Consider the following 16,106-nt stretch of genomic DNA (forward strand, 5'->3'; position numbering starts at 1 on the left):
GCGGTCGGAGATCGTCACGACCCGCCTCCCCGCGCCGCCTTGCCGCCGCCCGGCGCCGCCGCGTTGCCCTTGGTCGCCATCATGAACGTGCCGGCCGAGGCGGCGATGGGGTCCTTCGGATCGCCCTGGTGGGCCACGGCGCGCGTGAACGCGACGTTGCGCGTGATGCGGAAGCACTCCGCCTCGGCGAACACCGGCTGCCGGGGCGTCGCGGGGCGGACGTAGTCGATCCGCAGGTCCAAGGTCGCGAAGGGCTGCGGCCGCGTCAGCCGCGTCGCCACCGACATGCCGCTGCACGAATCGAGCAGCGCGGTGATGGCACCGCCGTGCAGCACCCCGGTCTCCGGGTTGCCGACCAGGTCCTCGCGCCAGTCCAGGCGCATGCGCGCGGCGCCCTGGCGCACGTCCGTGACGATCGTGCCGAGCGCCTTGTTGTGCGGGATCGTGTCCGAGAACCACTTCTGGAAGAATTCGATCCGGCCGCCGGACAGCGACTCGAAGAGGGGTTTGTCGTCCTTCGCCATGATGTCGACGCCTATAGCCCCATCTGGCGGGCCGCTAGATCCTTCATGATCTCGATCGAGCCGCCGCCGATCGACATCACCTTGGTCTCGCGGTAGATCCGCTCCACCTTGGAGCCGCGCAGGTACCCGGCGCCGCCGAGGATCTGCATCGCCTCGTTGGCGACGTACTCCAGCGTGGTGGTCGCGAGGTTCTTGAGCATGCAGATCTCGGCAACCGGCCGCTCGCCCTGACCGAGCCGCCACGCCAGCATCTCGAGGTTCGCCTTCACGGCGTTCACGCGCATCGCCATGTCGACGATCTTGTGGCGGATCACCTGGTTGGCGATCAACGGCTTGCCGAAGGTGTGCCGCTCGCGCGCATAGGCGATGGCCTCGTCGAGACACACCCGGGCGAAGCCGTGCGCGCCGGCCGCCAGGCCGATCCGCTCCTGGTTGAAGTTCAGCATGATGCCGATGAAGCCGCGGTTCTCCTTGCCGATCAGGTTCTCGACCGGCACGCGGACGTCGTCGAAGAACAGCTGGGCGGTGTCGGACGCCCACCAGCCCATCTTGCGCAGCTTGGTCCGCGAGAAGCCCGGACGGTCTCGCTCGATCAGCAGCAGCGACACGCCGCCGGCGCCGGGTCCGCCGGTGCGCACCGCGACCGTGAAGTAGTCGGCCCGCACGCCGGAGGTGATGAACATCTTCTGGCCGTTGACGACGTAGTCGCCGCCGTCGCGGCGCGCCGTGGTCCGGAGGTTGGCGACGTCCGACCCTCCGGACGGCTCGGTGATCGCCAGCGCGCTGATCTTCTCGCCCGAGAGGATCTCGGGAAGCAGCTTGCGCTTCATCCACTCCGGCCCCAATGCAGCGATCGGCGGCGTGCCGATGGAGTGGCTCATCAACGAGGCGTTGACGCCGCCGCTGCCGGCCTTCGACAGCTCCTCGCTGACCACGATGCGGAAGAACACGTCGGTCGGCAGGCCGCCGTACTCCTCCGGATAGCCGAGCTGCAGCAGGCCAATTGCGGCCGCCTTGCGGTACAGTTCGCGCGGGAACTCGCCGGCCTCGTCCCATTCATCGACATAGGGCGCGATCTCCTTGGCGACGAAGCGGCGCAGCTGGTCGCGGAACGCCTCGTGTTCCGCCGTGTAGAACGGGCTCGGCGGCGCCGCGGCCGGTATGTCGATCCTGGCGGCATCCGCCATCGCGCCCTCCCCTAGCGTTTCACCGGCACAATACCCCATCGCGGCCGCCGCGCGACGCGCGCCTCGTCGCGGCATGGCTGCCGTTCGCCGGCCGCGCTGGTGCGATCGACCACTTTGCGCCATCGTCCATGTGTGGTCCAATCCGGCCGCCCGCGACAAGACGCCGGACGACGGCGCGCAGCGGCGGTCGAGGCACGGGGGGAGACGCGACGGTGGACGTGGTCGATGCGGCGGCGGAGGGCGGCGGCGTGCCGCTGCTCGACGTGCGCGGCGTCAGCATCTTCTTCCGCGGCAACGACGGCGAGGCCCAGGCGACGAGCGACATCTCGTTCGCCGTGCGGCGCGGCGAACGGGTCGGCGTCGTCGGCGAGAGCGGCTGTGGCAAGACGGTGACCGGCCTGTCGATCCTCGGCCTGCTGCCGCCCGCCAGCGCCCGCGTCACCGGCGAGATCCTGTTCCACGGCGAGAACCTCCTGAAGGCGCGGCCGGCCCGTCTGCGGCGGGTGCGCGGGCGCCACATCGGAATGATCTTCCAGGAGCCGATGAGCGCGCTCGATCCCGTGTTCACGATCGGCCAGCAGATCGGCGAGACTCTGCGCGTCCATCGCGGCCTGTCGCGCCGCGGCGCGCGCGACGGCGCGATCGAGGCGCTGGCGCGGGTCGGCATCCCGCTGCCGGCGCGCCGCGTCGACGAGTATCCGCACCAGCTCTCGGGCGGCATGCGCCAGCGCGCGATGATCGCGATGGCGCTTGCGTGCGAGCCGGAGCTGCTGATCTGCGACGAGCCGACCACGGCGCTCGACGTCACGATCCAGGCGCAGATCCTCGATCTGCTGCTCGAGCTCGGCGAACGCACCGGCACGGCGCTGCTGTTCATCACCCACGACCTCGGCGTCGTCGCCGAGACCTGCACGCGCGTCGTGACGATGTACGCCGGAGAGGTCGTCGAGGACGCGCCGGTCGACGACGCGCTGACGACGCCGCGGCATCCCTACACGTCGGGCCTCCTGCGCGCGATCCCGCGGCTCAGCGAGCGCAAGAGCCACCTGCCGTCGATCCGCGGCCGCGTGCCGGCGCTCGCCGACATGCCGTCGGGCTGCCGCTTCCGGCCGCGCTGCGACCACGCCGGCATAGGCTGCGTCGATGTCCAGCCGCTGCGGGCCGCCGGCGCCGGCCGCCGGGCGCGCTGCGGACGGTTCGAGGCGCTGGCGCTGCCGGGAGCCGTCGCGTGAGCGGCCCGCGCCCGATCGTCGAGGCCGATGGTCTGAGCGTCCACTTCCCGACCTCGGGCGGGCGCGAGACGGTGAAGGCCGTCGACGGCGTGACCTTCGCGGTGCGGCGCGGCGAGACCTTCGGCGTCATCGGCGAGTCCGGCTCCGGCAAGACCACGCTCGGCCGGGCGATCGTCTGCCTGTTGAAGCCGACCGGTGGCGGACTGCGCCTCGACGCGCTCGACCCGCACGGCGCCGACGCGCGCGCGTTCCACGCGCGGCGCAGCGATTTCCAGATCGTGTTCCAGGATCCGAACGCAGCGCTCAATCCGCGCATGACCATCGGCGCCAGCGTGCGCGAGCCGCTGGACATCGCCGGCGCCGGCACGCGGCGCGACCGCGAGGCCAGGGCGCTGGCGGCGCTGGACCGGGTCGGGCTGCGCGCGGAGTTCGCCGACCGCTATCCGCACGAGTTGTCCGGCGGCCAGAAGCAGCGCGTCAACATCGCGCGCGTGCTCACGCTGCGGCCCAAGCTGATCGTCTGCGACGAGGTGGTCGCGGCGCTCGACGTCTCCATCCGCGGCGACATCCTCAACCTGTTCGCCGACCTCCAGCGCGAATTCGGCCTGACCTACGTTTTCATCACCCACGACCTCGGCGTCGTCTCGCACATCAGCGACCGCGTCGCGGTGATGTATCTCGGCCGCTTCGTCGAGCTCGGACCGGCCGAGGCGCTGGCCGCCGCGCCGCTGCACCCCTACTCCGAGGCGCTGCTGTCGGCCGAGCCCGTGCCGCTGCCGTCGAACCTGCGGACCAACCGGCGCATCATCCTGGAAGGCGAGATTCCGAGCCCGGTCGATCCGCCGTCGGGCTGCCGGTTCCGGACGCGTTGCCGGTTCGCGCGCGACATCTGCGCGGCGGCCGACCCCGAATGGCGGGAACACGAACCGGGACGCGTCGTCGCCTGCCATTTTGCCGGCTCGGCCACGGGCGGCAGGCCGCCGGCCAGAACATGCGATGAGGAGGACGCCATGACGAGAAACGACACCCCGACGACGAGGGCCGCGCTCGCGCGACGCCTGACGCTGCGGCGCCGCGAGTTCGCCGCGCTGGTCGCGGGCGCGACGGCCGCCGCCGGCCTGCCCGCCGGCGCGCAGACGCCGCGGCGCGGCGGAGTCCTGAAGGTGTCGGCGCCGACCAATCCATCGACCCTCGATCCCGCGACCGGCGGTTCCGGCCAGGACCACGCGTTCCTCTATCCGCTCTTCGACACTCTGGTCGAATGGGACTACGCGAGCCTGAAAGCCAGGCCGGGGCTGGCGGAATCCTGGTCCTATCCCGAACCGAAGACGCTGGTGATGAACCTGCGCAAGGGAGTCGTTTTCCACGACGGCGAGGCGTGCGACGCGGAGGCGGTGATGTTCAGCCTCGAGCGCAACCGCACCGACGCGCGGTCCAACATCAAGGGCGATCTCGCCAGCGTCGAGGCGGTCGAGGCGTCCGGCCCGCTGCAGGTGACCCTGCGCCTGAAATCGGCGGACACCGCGCTGCCGCTGATCCTCTCCGACCGCGCCGGCATGATGTGCTCGCCCAGGGCGGTCCGGGAGCTTGGAAAGGACCACGACCGCAAGCCGGTCGGCACCGGCCCGTGGAAGCTCGTGGCCTGGAACGACAACGAGAAGGTTAGCGTGACGCGGAACGAACGCTACTGGAAGCCGGGGCAGCCCCACCTCGACGGCATCGAGTTCGCGATCATAACCGAGATCAACACCGGGCTGCGCTCGGTGGTCGCCGGACAGAACGACTTCGTCTACTTCCTGTCGCCGCAGCAGAAGCAGATCATCGACCGCGCGAAGAACCTGACCGCCGTGTCGGGGCCGACGCTCTACTGCGTGCAGATGTACATCAACTTCGGGCGCGGCCCGATGGCCGACGTGCGTGTCAGGCGCGCGATCAACCACGCCATCGACCGCGAGGCGTTCAGCAAGGCGACCATGGGCGGAATCGCCGAGCCCGCCACGACGGCGCTGCCGTCGGCGCACTGGGCGTTCGACAAGTCGCTGGCCAACTACTACCCGCACGACCCCGACAAGGCGCGCAAGCTGCTCGCCGAGGCCGGTTTCAAGGACGGCCTCGACGTCGCCTGCATGGGATATTCCGACCAGCGCTCGCTGCAGCGCCAGGAGGTGCTGGTCGAGCAGATGCGCAAGGCCGGGCTCCGCGCGAAGTTCACCACCGGCTCGATCCCCGAGATGAGCGCGCAGTACTTCGGCAACGAGAAGAAGGGCGATCTCCTTCTGGCGGCGTGGACGGGCAGACCAGATCCCAGCCTGACGTTCTAGCTGATGTTAGCGCCGGGCTCGTACTACAACGCCGGCCGGACCGAGGCGTCGCCCGAGCTCTCCGCCGCGATCCAGGCGTCGCGGTCGAGCGAGGACATCGCCGTGCGGACAAAGTCCTTCGCCACGGTGCAGCGCCTCGCGCTCGAGCACGCCCTCGCGGTGCCGCTGGTCTTCCAGTACGAGCTCAACGCCCACACGGCGAAGGTCAAGGGCTACAAGCCGAACCTGCTGGGCAAGCCGAAATTCGAGGACGTCTGGCTGGAAAGCTGAGCCGGCCGCCCCGCGATGCGCCTCTCCAAGCGCCAGACCGCGCTGCTCGGCCGCCGGGCCGCGCAGATCGCGCCGGTCGTCGTGCTGGCCACGTTCGTGGTGTTCGGCCTGCTGCAGCTCGTGCCAGGCGACATCGCCGTGACGCTGGCCGGCGACAACGCCACGGACGCGCGGATCGCCGAGATCCGGCGACTCTACGGGCTGGACCGTCCGTTTCTCGTCCAGTACGGCTCCTGGCTGTGGAACGCGCTGCACGGCGATCTGTCGCGGTCGATCCTGTCGGGCGAGCCGGTGCTCGACTCGATCCTCCGCCGGTTTCCGAACACGCTGCTGATCGTCGCCTGCGCGCTGGCCCTCTCGCTTCTGGTCGGCGTGCCGCTGGGCATCGCCGCCGCGACACGGCCCGGCGGTCGCCTCGACGCCTTCGTCACCGGTTTCGCCTCGCTCGGCGTGGCCATCCCGAATTTCTGGTTGGCGATGATCCTCGTGGCCACGTTCGCCCTGACCTGGAACTGGTTCCCCGCGACCGGCGCGGCGCCGGTATCGCAGGACGCCGCGAAGGCGCTGCGCCACGCCGCGCTGCCGGCTTTGGCGCTCGCGGCCGGCGGCATCGCCGAGGTCGCGCGCCAGCTGCGCGGCTCGCTGGTCGAGGTGCTGTCCTCGCAATACGTGCGCACGCTCCACGCCAAGGGGCTGTCGCCGGCGTCGATCCTGTGGAAGCACGGACTCAAGAACGTCAGCGTCAACCTGCTCACCGTCATCGGGCTCCTCGTCAACCGTCTGCTCGGCGCCACCGTCGTGATCGAGGCCGTGTTCGCGATCCCCGGCGTCGGCGGCATGGTCGTCTACGCGGCCATCCACAAGGATTTCCCGGTGATCCAGGGCGTCGTGCTGGCGATGGTGCTGATCGTGATCTCGCTGAACCTGCTGATCGACGTCCTCTACACCGTGCTCGATCCGAGGGTGTCGCACTGATGGCCACGACGACACCGCTCGACGACGCCGACGCGCTGGCCGCGCGCCGCCCGGGGCGCGCGCGGCGCTTCGCGCGCTGGCTGCGGCGCGACATCCGCGGCGCCGCCAGCCTCGGAATCCTCGCCGGCCTGTTCGCGCTGTCGGCGCTGGCGCCTGTCATCGCGCCATTCTCGCCGACGCTGCAGGACGTCAACAACACGCTGTTGCCGCCGGACGCGCGCCACTGGCTCGGCACCGATGACCTCGGGCGCGACGTGCTCAGCCGCCTGATCCACGGCGCGCCGGCCACGCTCTACGCCAGCTTCCTCGCGGTCTCGGTCGCGATCTGCCTCGGCGTGCCGGTCGGCCTCGTCGCCGGCTTCCTCGGCGGCTGGATCGACGACGGCATCAGCCGCGTGATCGACACGCTGCTGTCGTTCCCCGCAATCGTCCTCGCGATCGCGGTGACCGGCGCGCTCGGGATCGGTCTGACCAACGGCATGATCGCCGTCGGCATCGTGTTCTCGCCGCAGCTCGCGCGGCTGGTCCGCGCCCAGACGCTGATCGTGAAGCAGGAGCTCTACGTCGACGCCGCCCGCGTGTTCGGCGCGCCGATGGGGCGGATACTGTGGAAGCACGTGGTGCCCAACGCGATCCAGCCGGTGATCGTGCAGGTGACTCTGCTGCTGGCGGTGGCGCTGTTGGCGGAGGCGAGCCTCAGCTTCCTCGGGCTCGGGGTGCAGCCGCCGACGCCGAGCTGGGGCGCGATGCTGGCGCGCGCCTACCACTACATGGAGATCGCGCCGGAACAGATGTACCCGCCGGGCATCGCGATCCTGCTCACGGCGCTGGCCTTCAACACGCTCGGCGAGTCGCTGCGCGTCGCGCTCGACCCGACGATGCGCCGCCGTTGAAATCCAGGGCGTCGGCGCGACGGATTCGGGTTGACAGCGCGCCGCCGCTCCGGCCTTTATGACTGATCGTTCATACGCGGCAATCGGACGTCAGATCCGGCCTAAGGAAACGGGTGAGGAAGCGGCAGAATGCTGGATTTCATTCAGCAGCTCGTCAGTGGCATCGCGCTGGGCTGCGTCTACGGGCTGATCGCGCTGGGGTTCGTCCTCATCTACAAGGCCACCGAAGTCGTCAATTTCGCGCAGGGCGAGTTGATGATGCTTGGCGGATTCTTCGTATACACGTTCATCGGCCTGCTCGGCATGAACTACTGGATTGGTTTCATGCTGGCCGTGGCCTGCATGGCGCTATTTGGGATGGTCGCGGAGCGCGTCGTGGTGCGCCCGATCCTCGGCTACCCGCAGTTCTCGATCGTGATGGCGACCATCGGCCTAGGCTACCTGCTGCGCTCGGTCGCCGGCATGATCTGGGGCACCGACGACCTCCGGATCGAGACTCCGTTCTCGCCCACCCCGACGTCGGAAGGCCGGCTGAAGCTGGGCGACCTCGTCATCGCCCATGACAAGCTGTCGGTGATCGTGGCAACCATCCTGCTCTGCGCGGTGCTGTACGTCTTTTTCAACAAGACGCGCATGGGCACGGCGATGCGGGCGACGTCCGAGAACATGCTGGCTGCCTACTATATGGGCATTCCGGTGAAGACCGTCGTGTCGCTGATCTGGGCGATCAGCGCCGCCGTGGCTGCCTGCGCCGGCGTGCTGCTGGCGCCGATCACCTTCATCCACTCCAACGTCGGTCTCGCGCTCGGCCTCAAGGCCTTCCCCGCGGCGGTGCTCGGCGGCTTCGGCAGCATCCCCGGCGCGCTGGTCGGCGGCGTCATCATCGGCGTGCTCGAGTCGATGGCCGGCTTCTACCTGCCGCAGGGCTGGAAGGACGTCGTGCCCTACATCGTCCTGCTGCTGGTGCTGCTGCTCAAGCCCGAGGGGCTGTTCGGCCTCAAGCTGCGCAAGACAGTCTGAGGCGGGAGCGCGTCGATGCGTTTCATCTTCAAGACGGACTACGACCAGGACATCCGCATCCTCAGGCACAGCGGGTACTGGTGGTCCTACGGCCTGCTGCTCGCCGGGCTGGTCGCCGCGCCCTACGTGCTCAGCACGTACATGCAGAGCCAGATCGTCTTCGTCTTCATCTACGCCATCGTCGGCGTGGCGCTGATGATCCTGACCGGCTTCACGGGGCAGGCCTCGATCGGCCACGCCGCCTTCCTGGCGATCGGCGCCTACACGGCGGCGTACCTCCAGAAGCTGGGGGTGCCGTTCGTCGTCTACTTCCCCGTCGCGGGAATCCTGACGGGGATCATCGGCGTCATGGTCGGATTCCCGGCGCTGCGGCTGCACGGCATCTACCTCGTCATCGCGACGATCGCCTTCGGGTTCATCGTCGAGGAGATCCTGGCGCGCTGGGAGTCGGTGACCCACGGCAACGAGGGCCTCAAAGTGCGGGCGCTGGACATGTTCGGCGGCGGCACGGTCACCTTTCCGCGCGACGAGCCGTCGTTCTTCTACCTCTGCCTCGGCGTGCTGGTGCTCGTCCTCGTGGCGGCGCTGAACCTGATGCGCTCGCCCACCGGCCGCGCGTTCATCGCGATCCGCGACAGCGAGACGGCGGCCAAGAGCATGGGCGTCGACCTGGCGGGCTACAAGGTCAAGTCGTTCGCCATCAGCGCCGCCATCACCGGCCTCGCGGGCTGTCTGTTCGCGCACAAGATGTCGTTCATAAGCCCGGAGATGTTCACGCTGCTGCTGTCGATCGAGTTCATCATGGTGATCATCATCGGCGGCGCCTTCGGACTGCATGGCGCCGTCCTCGGCGCCATCTTCATGGTGATGCTCGACCCGCTGCTGACCGAGATCAAGGACGCCGCCCAGGGCACGCCGCTGGCCGGCATCGCCGGCGCCGCCGGTCTCAAGGGCGCGATCTACGGCCTGATCATCATGCTGTTCATCCTGTTCGAGCCGCTCGGCCTCTACGGCCGGTGGCTCAAGGTGAAGCTCTTCTTCCAGCTGTTCCCGCTCTACAAGAAGGCGACCTTCAAGCGGCAGAAGACGTACGTGAAGTCGGAGCGCAACCGGTGAGCTACTTCAAGGTCGACGACGTCTCGCTCCAGTTCGGCGGCCTGAAGGCCGTCGACTCGGTCAGCTTCGAGGTCGCGAAGGGCGAGATCTTCACGATCATCGGCCCCAACGGCGCCGGCAAGACGTCGATCTTCAACCTGATCTCGCGCCTCTACAACCCGACCTCCGGCCGGCTGTTCTTCGAGGACAAGGAGATCACCACGCTGCCGCCGCACCGCATCGCGGCCCTGGGCATCGCGCGCACGTTCCAGAACATCGAGCTGTTCGACAACGCCAGCATGCTGGCGAACCTTCTGGTCGGCCGGCACTGCCACCGCACGACCGCGTTGTGGCAGGAGGCGCTGTTCCTGCCGTCTGTCCGCCGCGCCGAGAAGGCCCACCGCCACAAGGTCGAGGAGGTGATCGAGTTCCTCGACCTCCAGGCCTACCGCGACAAGATCATCGCCGGCCTGCCCTACGGAGTCCGCAAGGTCATCGAGCTGGCGCGCGCGCTGTGCTCCGAGCCCAAGCTGATCCTGCTCGACGAGCCGTCGTCCGGCCTGAACGTCGAGGAGACCGACGACATGTCGTTCTGGATCCGCGACATCAAGAACGACCTCGGCGTCACGGTGCTGATGGTCGAGCACGACATGACCCTGGTGAACCGCGTGTCCGACCGCGTGCTGGCGCTGAACTACGGTAAGGTCATCGCGACCGGGACGCCGTCGGAGGTGCAGAGCCATCCCGACGTGATCGCCGCCTACCTCGGCGCCTGAGGAGCCAGCGATGATCGACGCCGACGTCATCCTGAAGGTCAGCAACATCGAGAGCTACTACGGCCCGATCATGGCGATCCGGGGCGTGAGCATCGAGGTCAAACGCGGCCAGATCGTCACCGTGCTGGGGGCCAACGGCGCCGGCAAGACCACGATCCTCAAGACCATCTCGGGCGTGCTCGACCCGGCCAAGGGATCGGTCGAGTTCGAGGGCCGGCCGATCCAGCGCATGGACGCCGACAAGATCGTGCGCCTCGGCCTCGGCCACGTGCCCGAGGGACGCGAGGTCTTCCCGTTCCTGTCGGTCCACGAGAACCTGATGATGGGCGCGTTCCTGCGGCGCGACGCCGACGGCGTGCGCGACGACCTGGAGCGCGTTTACGGCTACTTCCCGCGCCTCAAGGAGCGCCTGCACCAGCCGGCCGGCTCGCTGTCGGGCGGCGAGCAGCAGATGCTGGCGATCAGCCGGGCGCTGATGAACCGTCCGAAGCTGCTGTTGCTGGACGAGCCGTCGCTCGGCCTGTCGCCGCTGCTGGTCAAGGAGATCTTCGCCATCGTGCGGCGCGTCAACGCCGAGCAGGGCGTGTCGATCCTGCTGGTGGAGCAGAACGCCAAGATGGCGCTCGAGACGGCGAACTACGGCTACGTGCTCGAGGTCGGCCGCGTCGTCATGGACGACACCTGCGAGCGGCCGATGGCGAGCAAGGAAATCCAGGAGTGCTACCTCGGCGCCAAGGAAGAGGGCGCCCGGGGCGAGCGGCGCTGGAAGAAGAAGAAGAACTGGCGCGGACCCGACGGGGCGCGACGAGGCGGAGGAGACGACGATGGCCACCGGCGCCACCCTGACCGTGGGCGACACCATCCCCGCGAGCTTCGTGCTCGCGGTGCGCGCGCGCGGAACGAAGACCGCGATCCGCGAGAAGCGCTACGGCGTCTGGAACGCGGTGACATGGGACCAGTGGCTGGAGCGCGCCAAGGAGGTCGCCTACGCGCTCGACGTGATCGGCTTCAAGCCGGGCGACGTGTCCTCGATCCTCAGCAACACCGTGCCGGAATGGCTCTACGCCGACATGGGCGTGCTGTGCGCCGGCGGCGTGTCGTCCGGAATCTACCCGACCGACTCGGCCAAGCAGTGCGAGTACCTGGTCAACGATTCGCGCACGTCGGTGATCTTCGTCGAGGACGACGAGCAGCTCGACAAGGCGCTCGAGATCCGCGGCCGCTGTCCGACGCTACGTAAGATCGTCGTCTTCGACATGGAAGGCCTGCGCGACTTCCAGGACGACATGGTCGTCTCGCTGGACGCCTTCATGGCGTCGGGCAGGGCGCGCATGGCGTCCCATCCGCGCCGCTGGGAGGAGATGGTCGCCAGCCGCGGGCCCGAGGACCTCGCCGTGCTGGTCTACACGTCCGGCACGACCGGACCGCCCAAGGGCGCGATGCACAGCCACAAGGGCATCAGCTTCCAGATGCGGCACGCCGACGGCCTGTTCCCCGTGTCCGACGACGACGAACGGCTGCTGTTCCTGCCCCTGTGCCACGTCGCCGAGCGCGTCGGCGGCTACTACTACTCGCTCGCCACCGGCTCGGTCATGAACTTCGCCGAGAGTCCGGAGACCGTGCCGGACAACATCCGCGAGGTCCAGCCGACGGCCTTCCTCGCCGTCCCGCGCGTGTGGGAGAAGTTCTACTCGGCGATCACCATCGCCCTGAAGGACGCCACCCCGCTCGAGCAATGGGCCTACCGGCAGGCGATCGCCGTCGGCTACAAGGTCGCCGACGCCCGCCTCGAGGGCCGCGCGCCGTCGCTCGGCCTCAAGCTGGCGTTCGAGGCGGCCTACTGGCTCGTCCTGCGCAATATACGCAAGATGCTCGGCATCGACCGGTGCCGCCTGCTGTTCACCGGCGCGGCGCCGATCTCCCCGGACCTGATCCGCTGGTACCTCGCGCTCGGCCTGAACATGTACGAGGTCTACGGCCAGACCGAGAATTGCGGCGTCGCCACCGTCATGCCGGCGGAGCGCATCAAGCTGGGCACCGTCGGCAAGTCGGTGCCGTGGGGCGAGGTCAAGATCGCGCCGACCGGCGAGATCCTGATCAAAGGCGGCTTCCTGTTCATGGGCTACCTGAACCAGCCCGAGAAGACCGCCGAGACCCTGGACAAGGACGGCTGGCTCCACACCGGCGACGTCGGCTCGATGGACAATGAGGGCTTCGTCAAGATCACCGACCGGATGAAGGACATCATCATCACCGCCGGCGGCAAGAACATCACCCCGTCGGAGATCGAGAACCAGCTCAAGTTCTCGCCCTACGTCAGCGACGCCGTCGTGGTCGGCGACAAGCGGGCCTACTTGACCTGCCTGATCATGATCGACCAGGAGAACGTCGAGAAGTTCGCCCAGGATCGGGACATCCCGTTCACGAACTACGCCAGCCTGTGCCGGGCCAAGGAGGTCCGCGACCTCATCTGGGCGGAGATCGAGAAGGTCAACGCGGGCTTCGCGCGGGTCGAGACGATCAAGAGGTTCCACCTGATCGACCGCCAGCTGACCCCGGAGGACGAGGAGCTGACGCCGACGATGAAGCTGAAACGGTCGTTCGTGAACCAGAAGTACGCCGCAGAGATCGACGCCATGTACCGGGCGGCCTGACGGCCGGCCGATCGGCACTTCCGCCGCCCGGCCGGATGCCTATAGTGGCGCCAGCCGGACCGGCCAAATGAACCGCGGGGAGCGTCCAAGGCGCCCGCACCCCGCCAACAAACGCAGGCGCACGACTACGGAGGAGACAGCGATGGGACTCACGGTATTGAAGGCGGCTCTGCTCGGCGCGGTGTTCGCCGTCGCGGCGGCGCCGGCCATGGCGCAGACGAAGGTCACCAACCAGGGCGTCGCGGCGACGGAGATCGTGCTCGGCACCCACCAGGACCTCAGCGGCCCGATCAAGGTGTGGGGCGTGCCCGTCTACAACGGCATGAAGCTGGCGGTCGAGGAGATCAACGGCAAGGGCGGCATCCACGGCCGCAAGCTCCGGCTGATCGCCGAGGACTCGCAGTACGACCCGAAGAAGGCGGTGCTTGCCTCGCAGAAGATGGTCGAGAAGGACAAGATCTTCGCGATGGTCGGCCCGATGGGCTCGCCCACCGTGCTCGCCGCGCAGGACGTCCTGTTCGACGCGGGCGTGCCGCAGCTGTTCCCGCTGACGGCGGCGGAATTCACCTTCAAGTTCGACCCGAAGAAGCCGCAGGAGCGCCTGAAGTTCAACAACCTGCTGCCCTATGTGGAGAGCACGCGGGCGGCGATGAAGTACATGATCGAGTGGAAGAAGCCCAAGGCCACCTGCATCATGTACCAGGACGACGAGTACGGTAAGAACGTGTTCGACGGCTTCACGCAGCAGCTCACGGCGATGGGCCTCAAGGCGGCGTCGGTCACGACCTACAAGCGCGGCGCCTCAGACTTCAGCGCCCAGGCGGCCAAAATGAAGTCCGACGGCTGCGACATGGTGCTGATGGGCACCGTGATCCGCGAGACGATCGGCCTGATGGCGGAATCCAAGAAGATCGGCTTCGCCCCGGTGTGGGTCGGCGCGACGCCGGTCAACGTCCTCGAGATCCCGGCGCTCGGTAAGGAGCTCGTCGAGGGCCTCTACGCCGCGGCCGGCTTCGTGATCCCCTACCGCGACACCGCCACGGGCGAGCTCAAGGCGTGGTGCGAGGCGTACTTCAAGATGTTCGGCGCGGAGCCGAACAGCCAGGCCGTCATCGGCTACAACACCATCAAGACCTTCGCCTTCTACGCCGAGCTCGCGGGCAAGGATCTGACCGGTCAGAAGTTCCTGGACGCGCCCGAGGGCGGCAAGGAGTACATCGACATCTTCGGCTCGCCGCCGACGAAGTTCTCCAAGACCAACCACCTCGCGACCACGATCACCCAGGTCCAGCAGGTCAAGAACGGCCGCTGGGTCCTCGTCAAGGACGGCCTGATGTTCTAGGCGGCCGTTCCGCCACCACCTCGAAGAGGCCCGGGCGGGCGACCGCCCGGGCTTTTTCACGTCCGCCGTCGGTCAGTACGGCCCCGTCGGTTTGGCGGGCGCCGCCGCGCCGCCCCGCATCTCGGCGACGGTCTGCTTCGCCGCGTTCATCAACAGCGCGTTGTCGGCGAGGATCGTCACGAACTGGTAGCCCCAGCCGATCGCCTGCAGGGCGTACGCGGTGGACGAGCAATGGATTCCCGCGCGGATGCCGTGCTTGCGCGCGGCCGCCAGCACCCCCTTGATCCTCTCGACCATGAACGGATCGGTGTGGTCGCCCTTGGGCTCCTTGCCCAGCGACAGGCCGAGATCGGCGGGTCCGACATAGACCCCGTCGAGGCCGGGCACCGACATGATCTCGTCGAGGTTGTCGAGCGCCTTCTTGGTCTCGATCATGGCCATCGTGGCGATCTGGCCGTTGGCCTCCTTCAGGTAGTCGGCGCCGCCCCACCACGCCGCGCGGGTCGGTCCGACGCTGCGGAAGCCGACGGGCGCGTAGCGGCAGGCGCCCACGAAGGCCTCGCATTCGGCGCGGCTGTTGATCATCGGGCAGATCACGCCCATCGCGCCCGCGTCGAGCATCTTCATGATGATGCCGGCCTCGTTCCACGGCACGCGGCACAGCGGCATCGTGGCGGTGGTGCACACCGCCTGCATCATGCCGACACCGGCCTGGTAGTCGACCAGCCCGTGCTGCAGGTCGACGGTGAGCGAGTCCCAGCCCGCCTGCGCCATGTTCTCCGCCGCGACGGAACTCGGGATGCCCAGCCAGCCGTTGACGACGGCGCCGCCCGACGCCCAGATCCTTTTGACGGTGTTCTCGCGCACGTCGCTCCTCCCTTGATGTGTCCGGCGGGCGATCCTCCCCCCCGCCGCGACGGCGAGTCAAACCGGCAGCGGGCACCGGGAGGCAACGCCGCCATGCGCGCGGTCCGGCGCGCGGGCGTTGCGGCGCGTCCGCCCGGCGCTGGTATAGTCGCGCCAACGCAGGGGAAGGAACGGACATGGCGGGACGGGTCGCGGGCAAGGTCGCTTTCGTCACGGGCGGCGCGTCGGGGCTGGGGCTGGCGACGGCGAAGCTGCTGGCACGCGAGGGCGCCAAGGTCGTCATCACCGACATCCAGAAGGACAAGGGGCCGGCTGCGGCGGCCGAGATCGGCGGCGACGCCCTGTTCATCGAGCACGACGTGTCGAGCGAATCGAGCTGGACCGTGGCCATCGACCGCGCGCTTGAGCGCTTCGGCAAGATCAGCGTCATGGTCAACTCGGCCGGCATCGCCTGGCCGGACGGCTCGATCGAGACGGTGTCGCTGAAGGATTTCAAGCGCATGATGGCAGTCAACGCCGAGGGCACCTTCCTCGGCTGCCAGAACGCCGTGCGCGTCATGAAGGGACTGGGCGAGCCCTGCTCGATCGTCAACATCTCGTCGGTCGCCGGCATCGTCAGCGGCTGGCAGATGGCGGCGTACAGCCCGTCCAAGGGCGCCGTGCGGCTGCTGACCAAGAGCGTCGCGCTGCATTGCGCGCGCGCCGGCTACGACATCCGCTGCAACTCCGTGCATCCCGCCTTCATCGACACGCCGATGGTCCAGCAGGGCATCGAGGCCGAGACCGACCGCGACAAGGCGCGCCGCCGCCTGACGCGCATGGTCCCGATGGGCAAGATCGGCGAGCCGGACGACATCGGGTACCTGATCCTCTACCTCGCGTCCGACGAGTCGAAGTTCACGACCGGGGCGGAGATGGTGGTCGACGGCGGCTGCACGGCGATGTGATCC

12 protein-coding genes and 3 pseudogenes are annotated in these 16,106 nt (G+C 68.5%); 12 read left to right on the plus strand and 3 right to left on the minus strand.

Features of this window, described 5'->3' with window-relative positions; all coding sequences use genetic code 11:
* Positions 1 to 14: 14 nt before the first annotated feature.
* Entirely contained in the window at positions 15 to 524 is a 510-nt protein-coding gene (locus tag IPK81_02660) for a PaaI family thioesterase (GenBank protein QQS13180.1), read from the minus strand.
* A gap of 11 nt (positions 525 to 535) precedes the next feature.
* Positions 536 to 1,711, minus strand: coding sequence for an acyl-CoA dehydrogenase family protein (locus IPK81_02665; protein QQS13181.1), 1,176 nt, complete (start codon positions 1,709 to 1,711; stop codon positions 536 to 538).
* Between the two features lie 128 nt (positions 1,712 to 1,839).
* Between IPK81_02665 and IPK81_02670 the strand changes: the two genes are divergently transcribed.
* From IPK81_02670 to IPK81_02720, 11 genes and pseudogenes are all read left to right on the plus strand, one after another.
* Positions 1,840 to 2,943 (plus strand): ABC transporter ATP-binding protein, encoded by a 1,104-nt coding sequence (locus IPK81_02670; GenBank protein QQS13182.1) that lies wholly within the window; start codon positions 1,840 to 1,842, stop codon positions 2,941 to 2,943.
* A pseudogene (locus IPK81_02675) lies at positions 2,940 to 3,899 on the plus strand (ATP-binding cassette domain-containing protein). The gene IPK81_02670 and the pseudogene IPK81_02675 overlap by 4 nt, the downstream one beginning before the upstream one ends.
* 54 nt (positions 3,900 to 3,953) lie before the next feature.
* Positions 3,954 to 5,534: pseudogene (locus IPK81_02680) on the plus strand (peptide ABC transporter).
* Between the two features lie 15 nt (positions 5,535 to 5,549).
* A complete protein-coding gene (locus IPK81_02685) occupies positions 5,550 to 6,509 on the plus strand; it encodes an ABC transporter permease (protein ID QQS13183.1) in 960 nt (319 codons plus the stop codon).
* Positions 6,509 to 7,402, plus strand: coding sequence for an ABC transporter permease (locus IPK81_02690; protein QQS13184.1), 894 nt, complete (start codon positions 6,509 to 6,511; stop codon positions 7,400 to 7,402). The genes IPK81_02685 and IPK81_02690 overlap by 1 nt, the downstream gene beginning before the upstream one ends.
* Before the next feature lie 129 nt (positions 7,403 to 7,531).
* Entirely contained in the window at positions 7,532 to 8,422 is an 891-nt protein-coding gene (locus IPK81_02695; GenBank protein QQS13185.1) for a branched-chain amino acid ABC transporter permease, read from the plus strand.
* Positions 8,423 to 8,437: 15 nt separating this feature from the next.
* Entirely contained in the window at positions 8,438 to 9,538 is a 1,101-nt protein-coding gene (locus IPK81_02700) for a branched-chain amino acid ABC transporter permease (protein QQS13186.1), read from the plus strand.
* A complete protein-coding gene (locus IPK81_02705) occupies positions 9,535 to 10,293 on the plus strand; it encodes an ABC transporter ATP-binding protein (protein ID QQS13187.1) in 759 nt (252 codons plus the stop codon). The genes IPK81_02700 and IPK81_02705 overlap by 4 nt, the downstream gene beginning before the upstream one ends.
* A 10-nt stretch (positions 10,294 to 10,303) precedes the next feature.
* A pseudogene (locus IPK81_02710) lies at positions 10,304 to 11,080 on the plus strand (ABC transporter ATP-binding protein).
* A gap of 37 nt (positions 11,081 to 11,117) precedes the next feature.
* Positions 11,118 to 12,947, plus strand: a complete 1,830-nt coding sequence (locus IPK81_02715; GenBank protein QQS13188.1) for a long-chain fatty acid--CoA ligase — start codon at positions 11,118 to 11,120, stop codon at positions 12,945 to 12,947.
* Between the two features lie 142 nt (positions 12,948 to 13,089).
* Entirely contained in the window at positions 13,090 to 14,289 is a 1,200-nt protein-coding gene (locus tag IPK81_02720) for an ABC transporter substrate-binding protein (protein ID QQS13189.1), read from the plus strand.
* A 72-nt stretch (positions 14,290 to 14,361) separates the two neighbouring features.
* Here the strand turns inward: IPK81_02720 and IPK81_02725 are convergent, their stop codons facing one another.
* A complete protein-coding gene (locus IPK81_02725; protein ID QQS13190.1) occupies positions 14,362 to 15,156 on the minus strand; it encodes a 2,4-dihydroxyhept-2-ene-1,7-dioic acid aldolase in 795 nt (264 codons plus the stop codon).
* A 176-nt stretch (positions 15,157 to 15,332) separates the two neighbouring features.
* On the opposite strand from IPK81_02725, the gene IPK81_02730 reads away from it, so the two are divergent.
* Complete coding sequence (locus IPK81_02730; protein ID QQS13191.1) at positions 15,333 to 16,103, plus strand: glucose 1-dehydrogenase; 771 nt, start codon at positions 15,333 to 15,335, stop codon at positions 16,101 to 16,103.
* Positions 16,104 to 16,106 lie beyond the last annotated feature (3 nt).

Source organism: Rhodospirillales bacterium (assembly GCA_016699855.1).
Taxonomy (GTDB): Bacteria; Pseudomonadota; Alphaproteobacteria; order Reyranellales; family Reyranellaceae.

Bases quoted from the DNA above. Each gene is read 5' to 3' on its own strand.
- IPK81_02660 (QQS13180.1), bottom strand. From the start codon at position 524: ATGGCGAAGGACGACAAACCCCTCTTCGAGTCGCTGTCCGGCGGCCGG.
- IPK81_02665 (QQS13181.1), bottom strand. From the start codon at position 1,711: ATGGCGGATGCCGCCAGGATCGACATACCGGCCGCGGCGCCGCCGAGC.
- IPK81_02670 (QQS13182.1), top strand. From the start codon at position 1,840: ATGTGTGGTCCAATCCGGCCGCCCGCGACAAGACGCCGGACGACGGCG.
- IPK81_02685 (QQS13183.1), top strand. From the start codon at position 5,550: ATGCGCCTCTCCAAGCGCCAGACCGCGCTGCTCGGCCGCCGGGCCGCG.
- IPK81_02690 (QQS13184.1), top strand. From the start codon at position 6,509: ATGGCCACGACGACACCGCTCGACGACGCCGACGCGCTGGCCGCGCGC.
- IPK81_02695 (QQS13185.1), top strand. From the start codon at position 7,532: ATGCTGGATTTCATTCAGCAGCTCGTCAGTGGCATCGCGCTGGGCTGC.
- IPK81_02700 (QQS13186.1), top strand. From the start codon at position 8,438: ATGCGTTTCATCTTCAAGACGGACTACGACCAGGACATCCGCATCCTC.
- IPK81_02715 (QQS13188.1), top strand. From the start codon at position 11,118: ATGGCCACCGGCGCCACCCTGACCGTGGGCGACACCATCCCCGCGAGC.
- IPK81_02720 (QQS13189.1), top strand. From the start codon at position 13,090: ATGGGACTCACGGTATTGAAGGCGGCTCTGCTCGGCGCGGTGTTCGCC.
- IPK81_02730 (QQS13191.1), top strand. From the start codon at position 15,333: ATGGCGGGACGGGTCGCGGGCAAGGTCGCTTTCGTCACGGGCGGCGCG.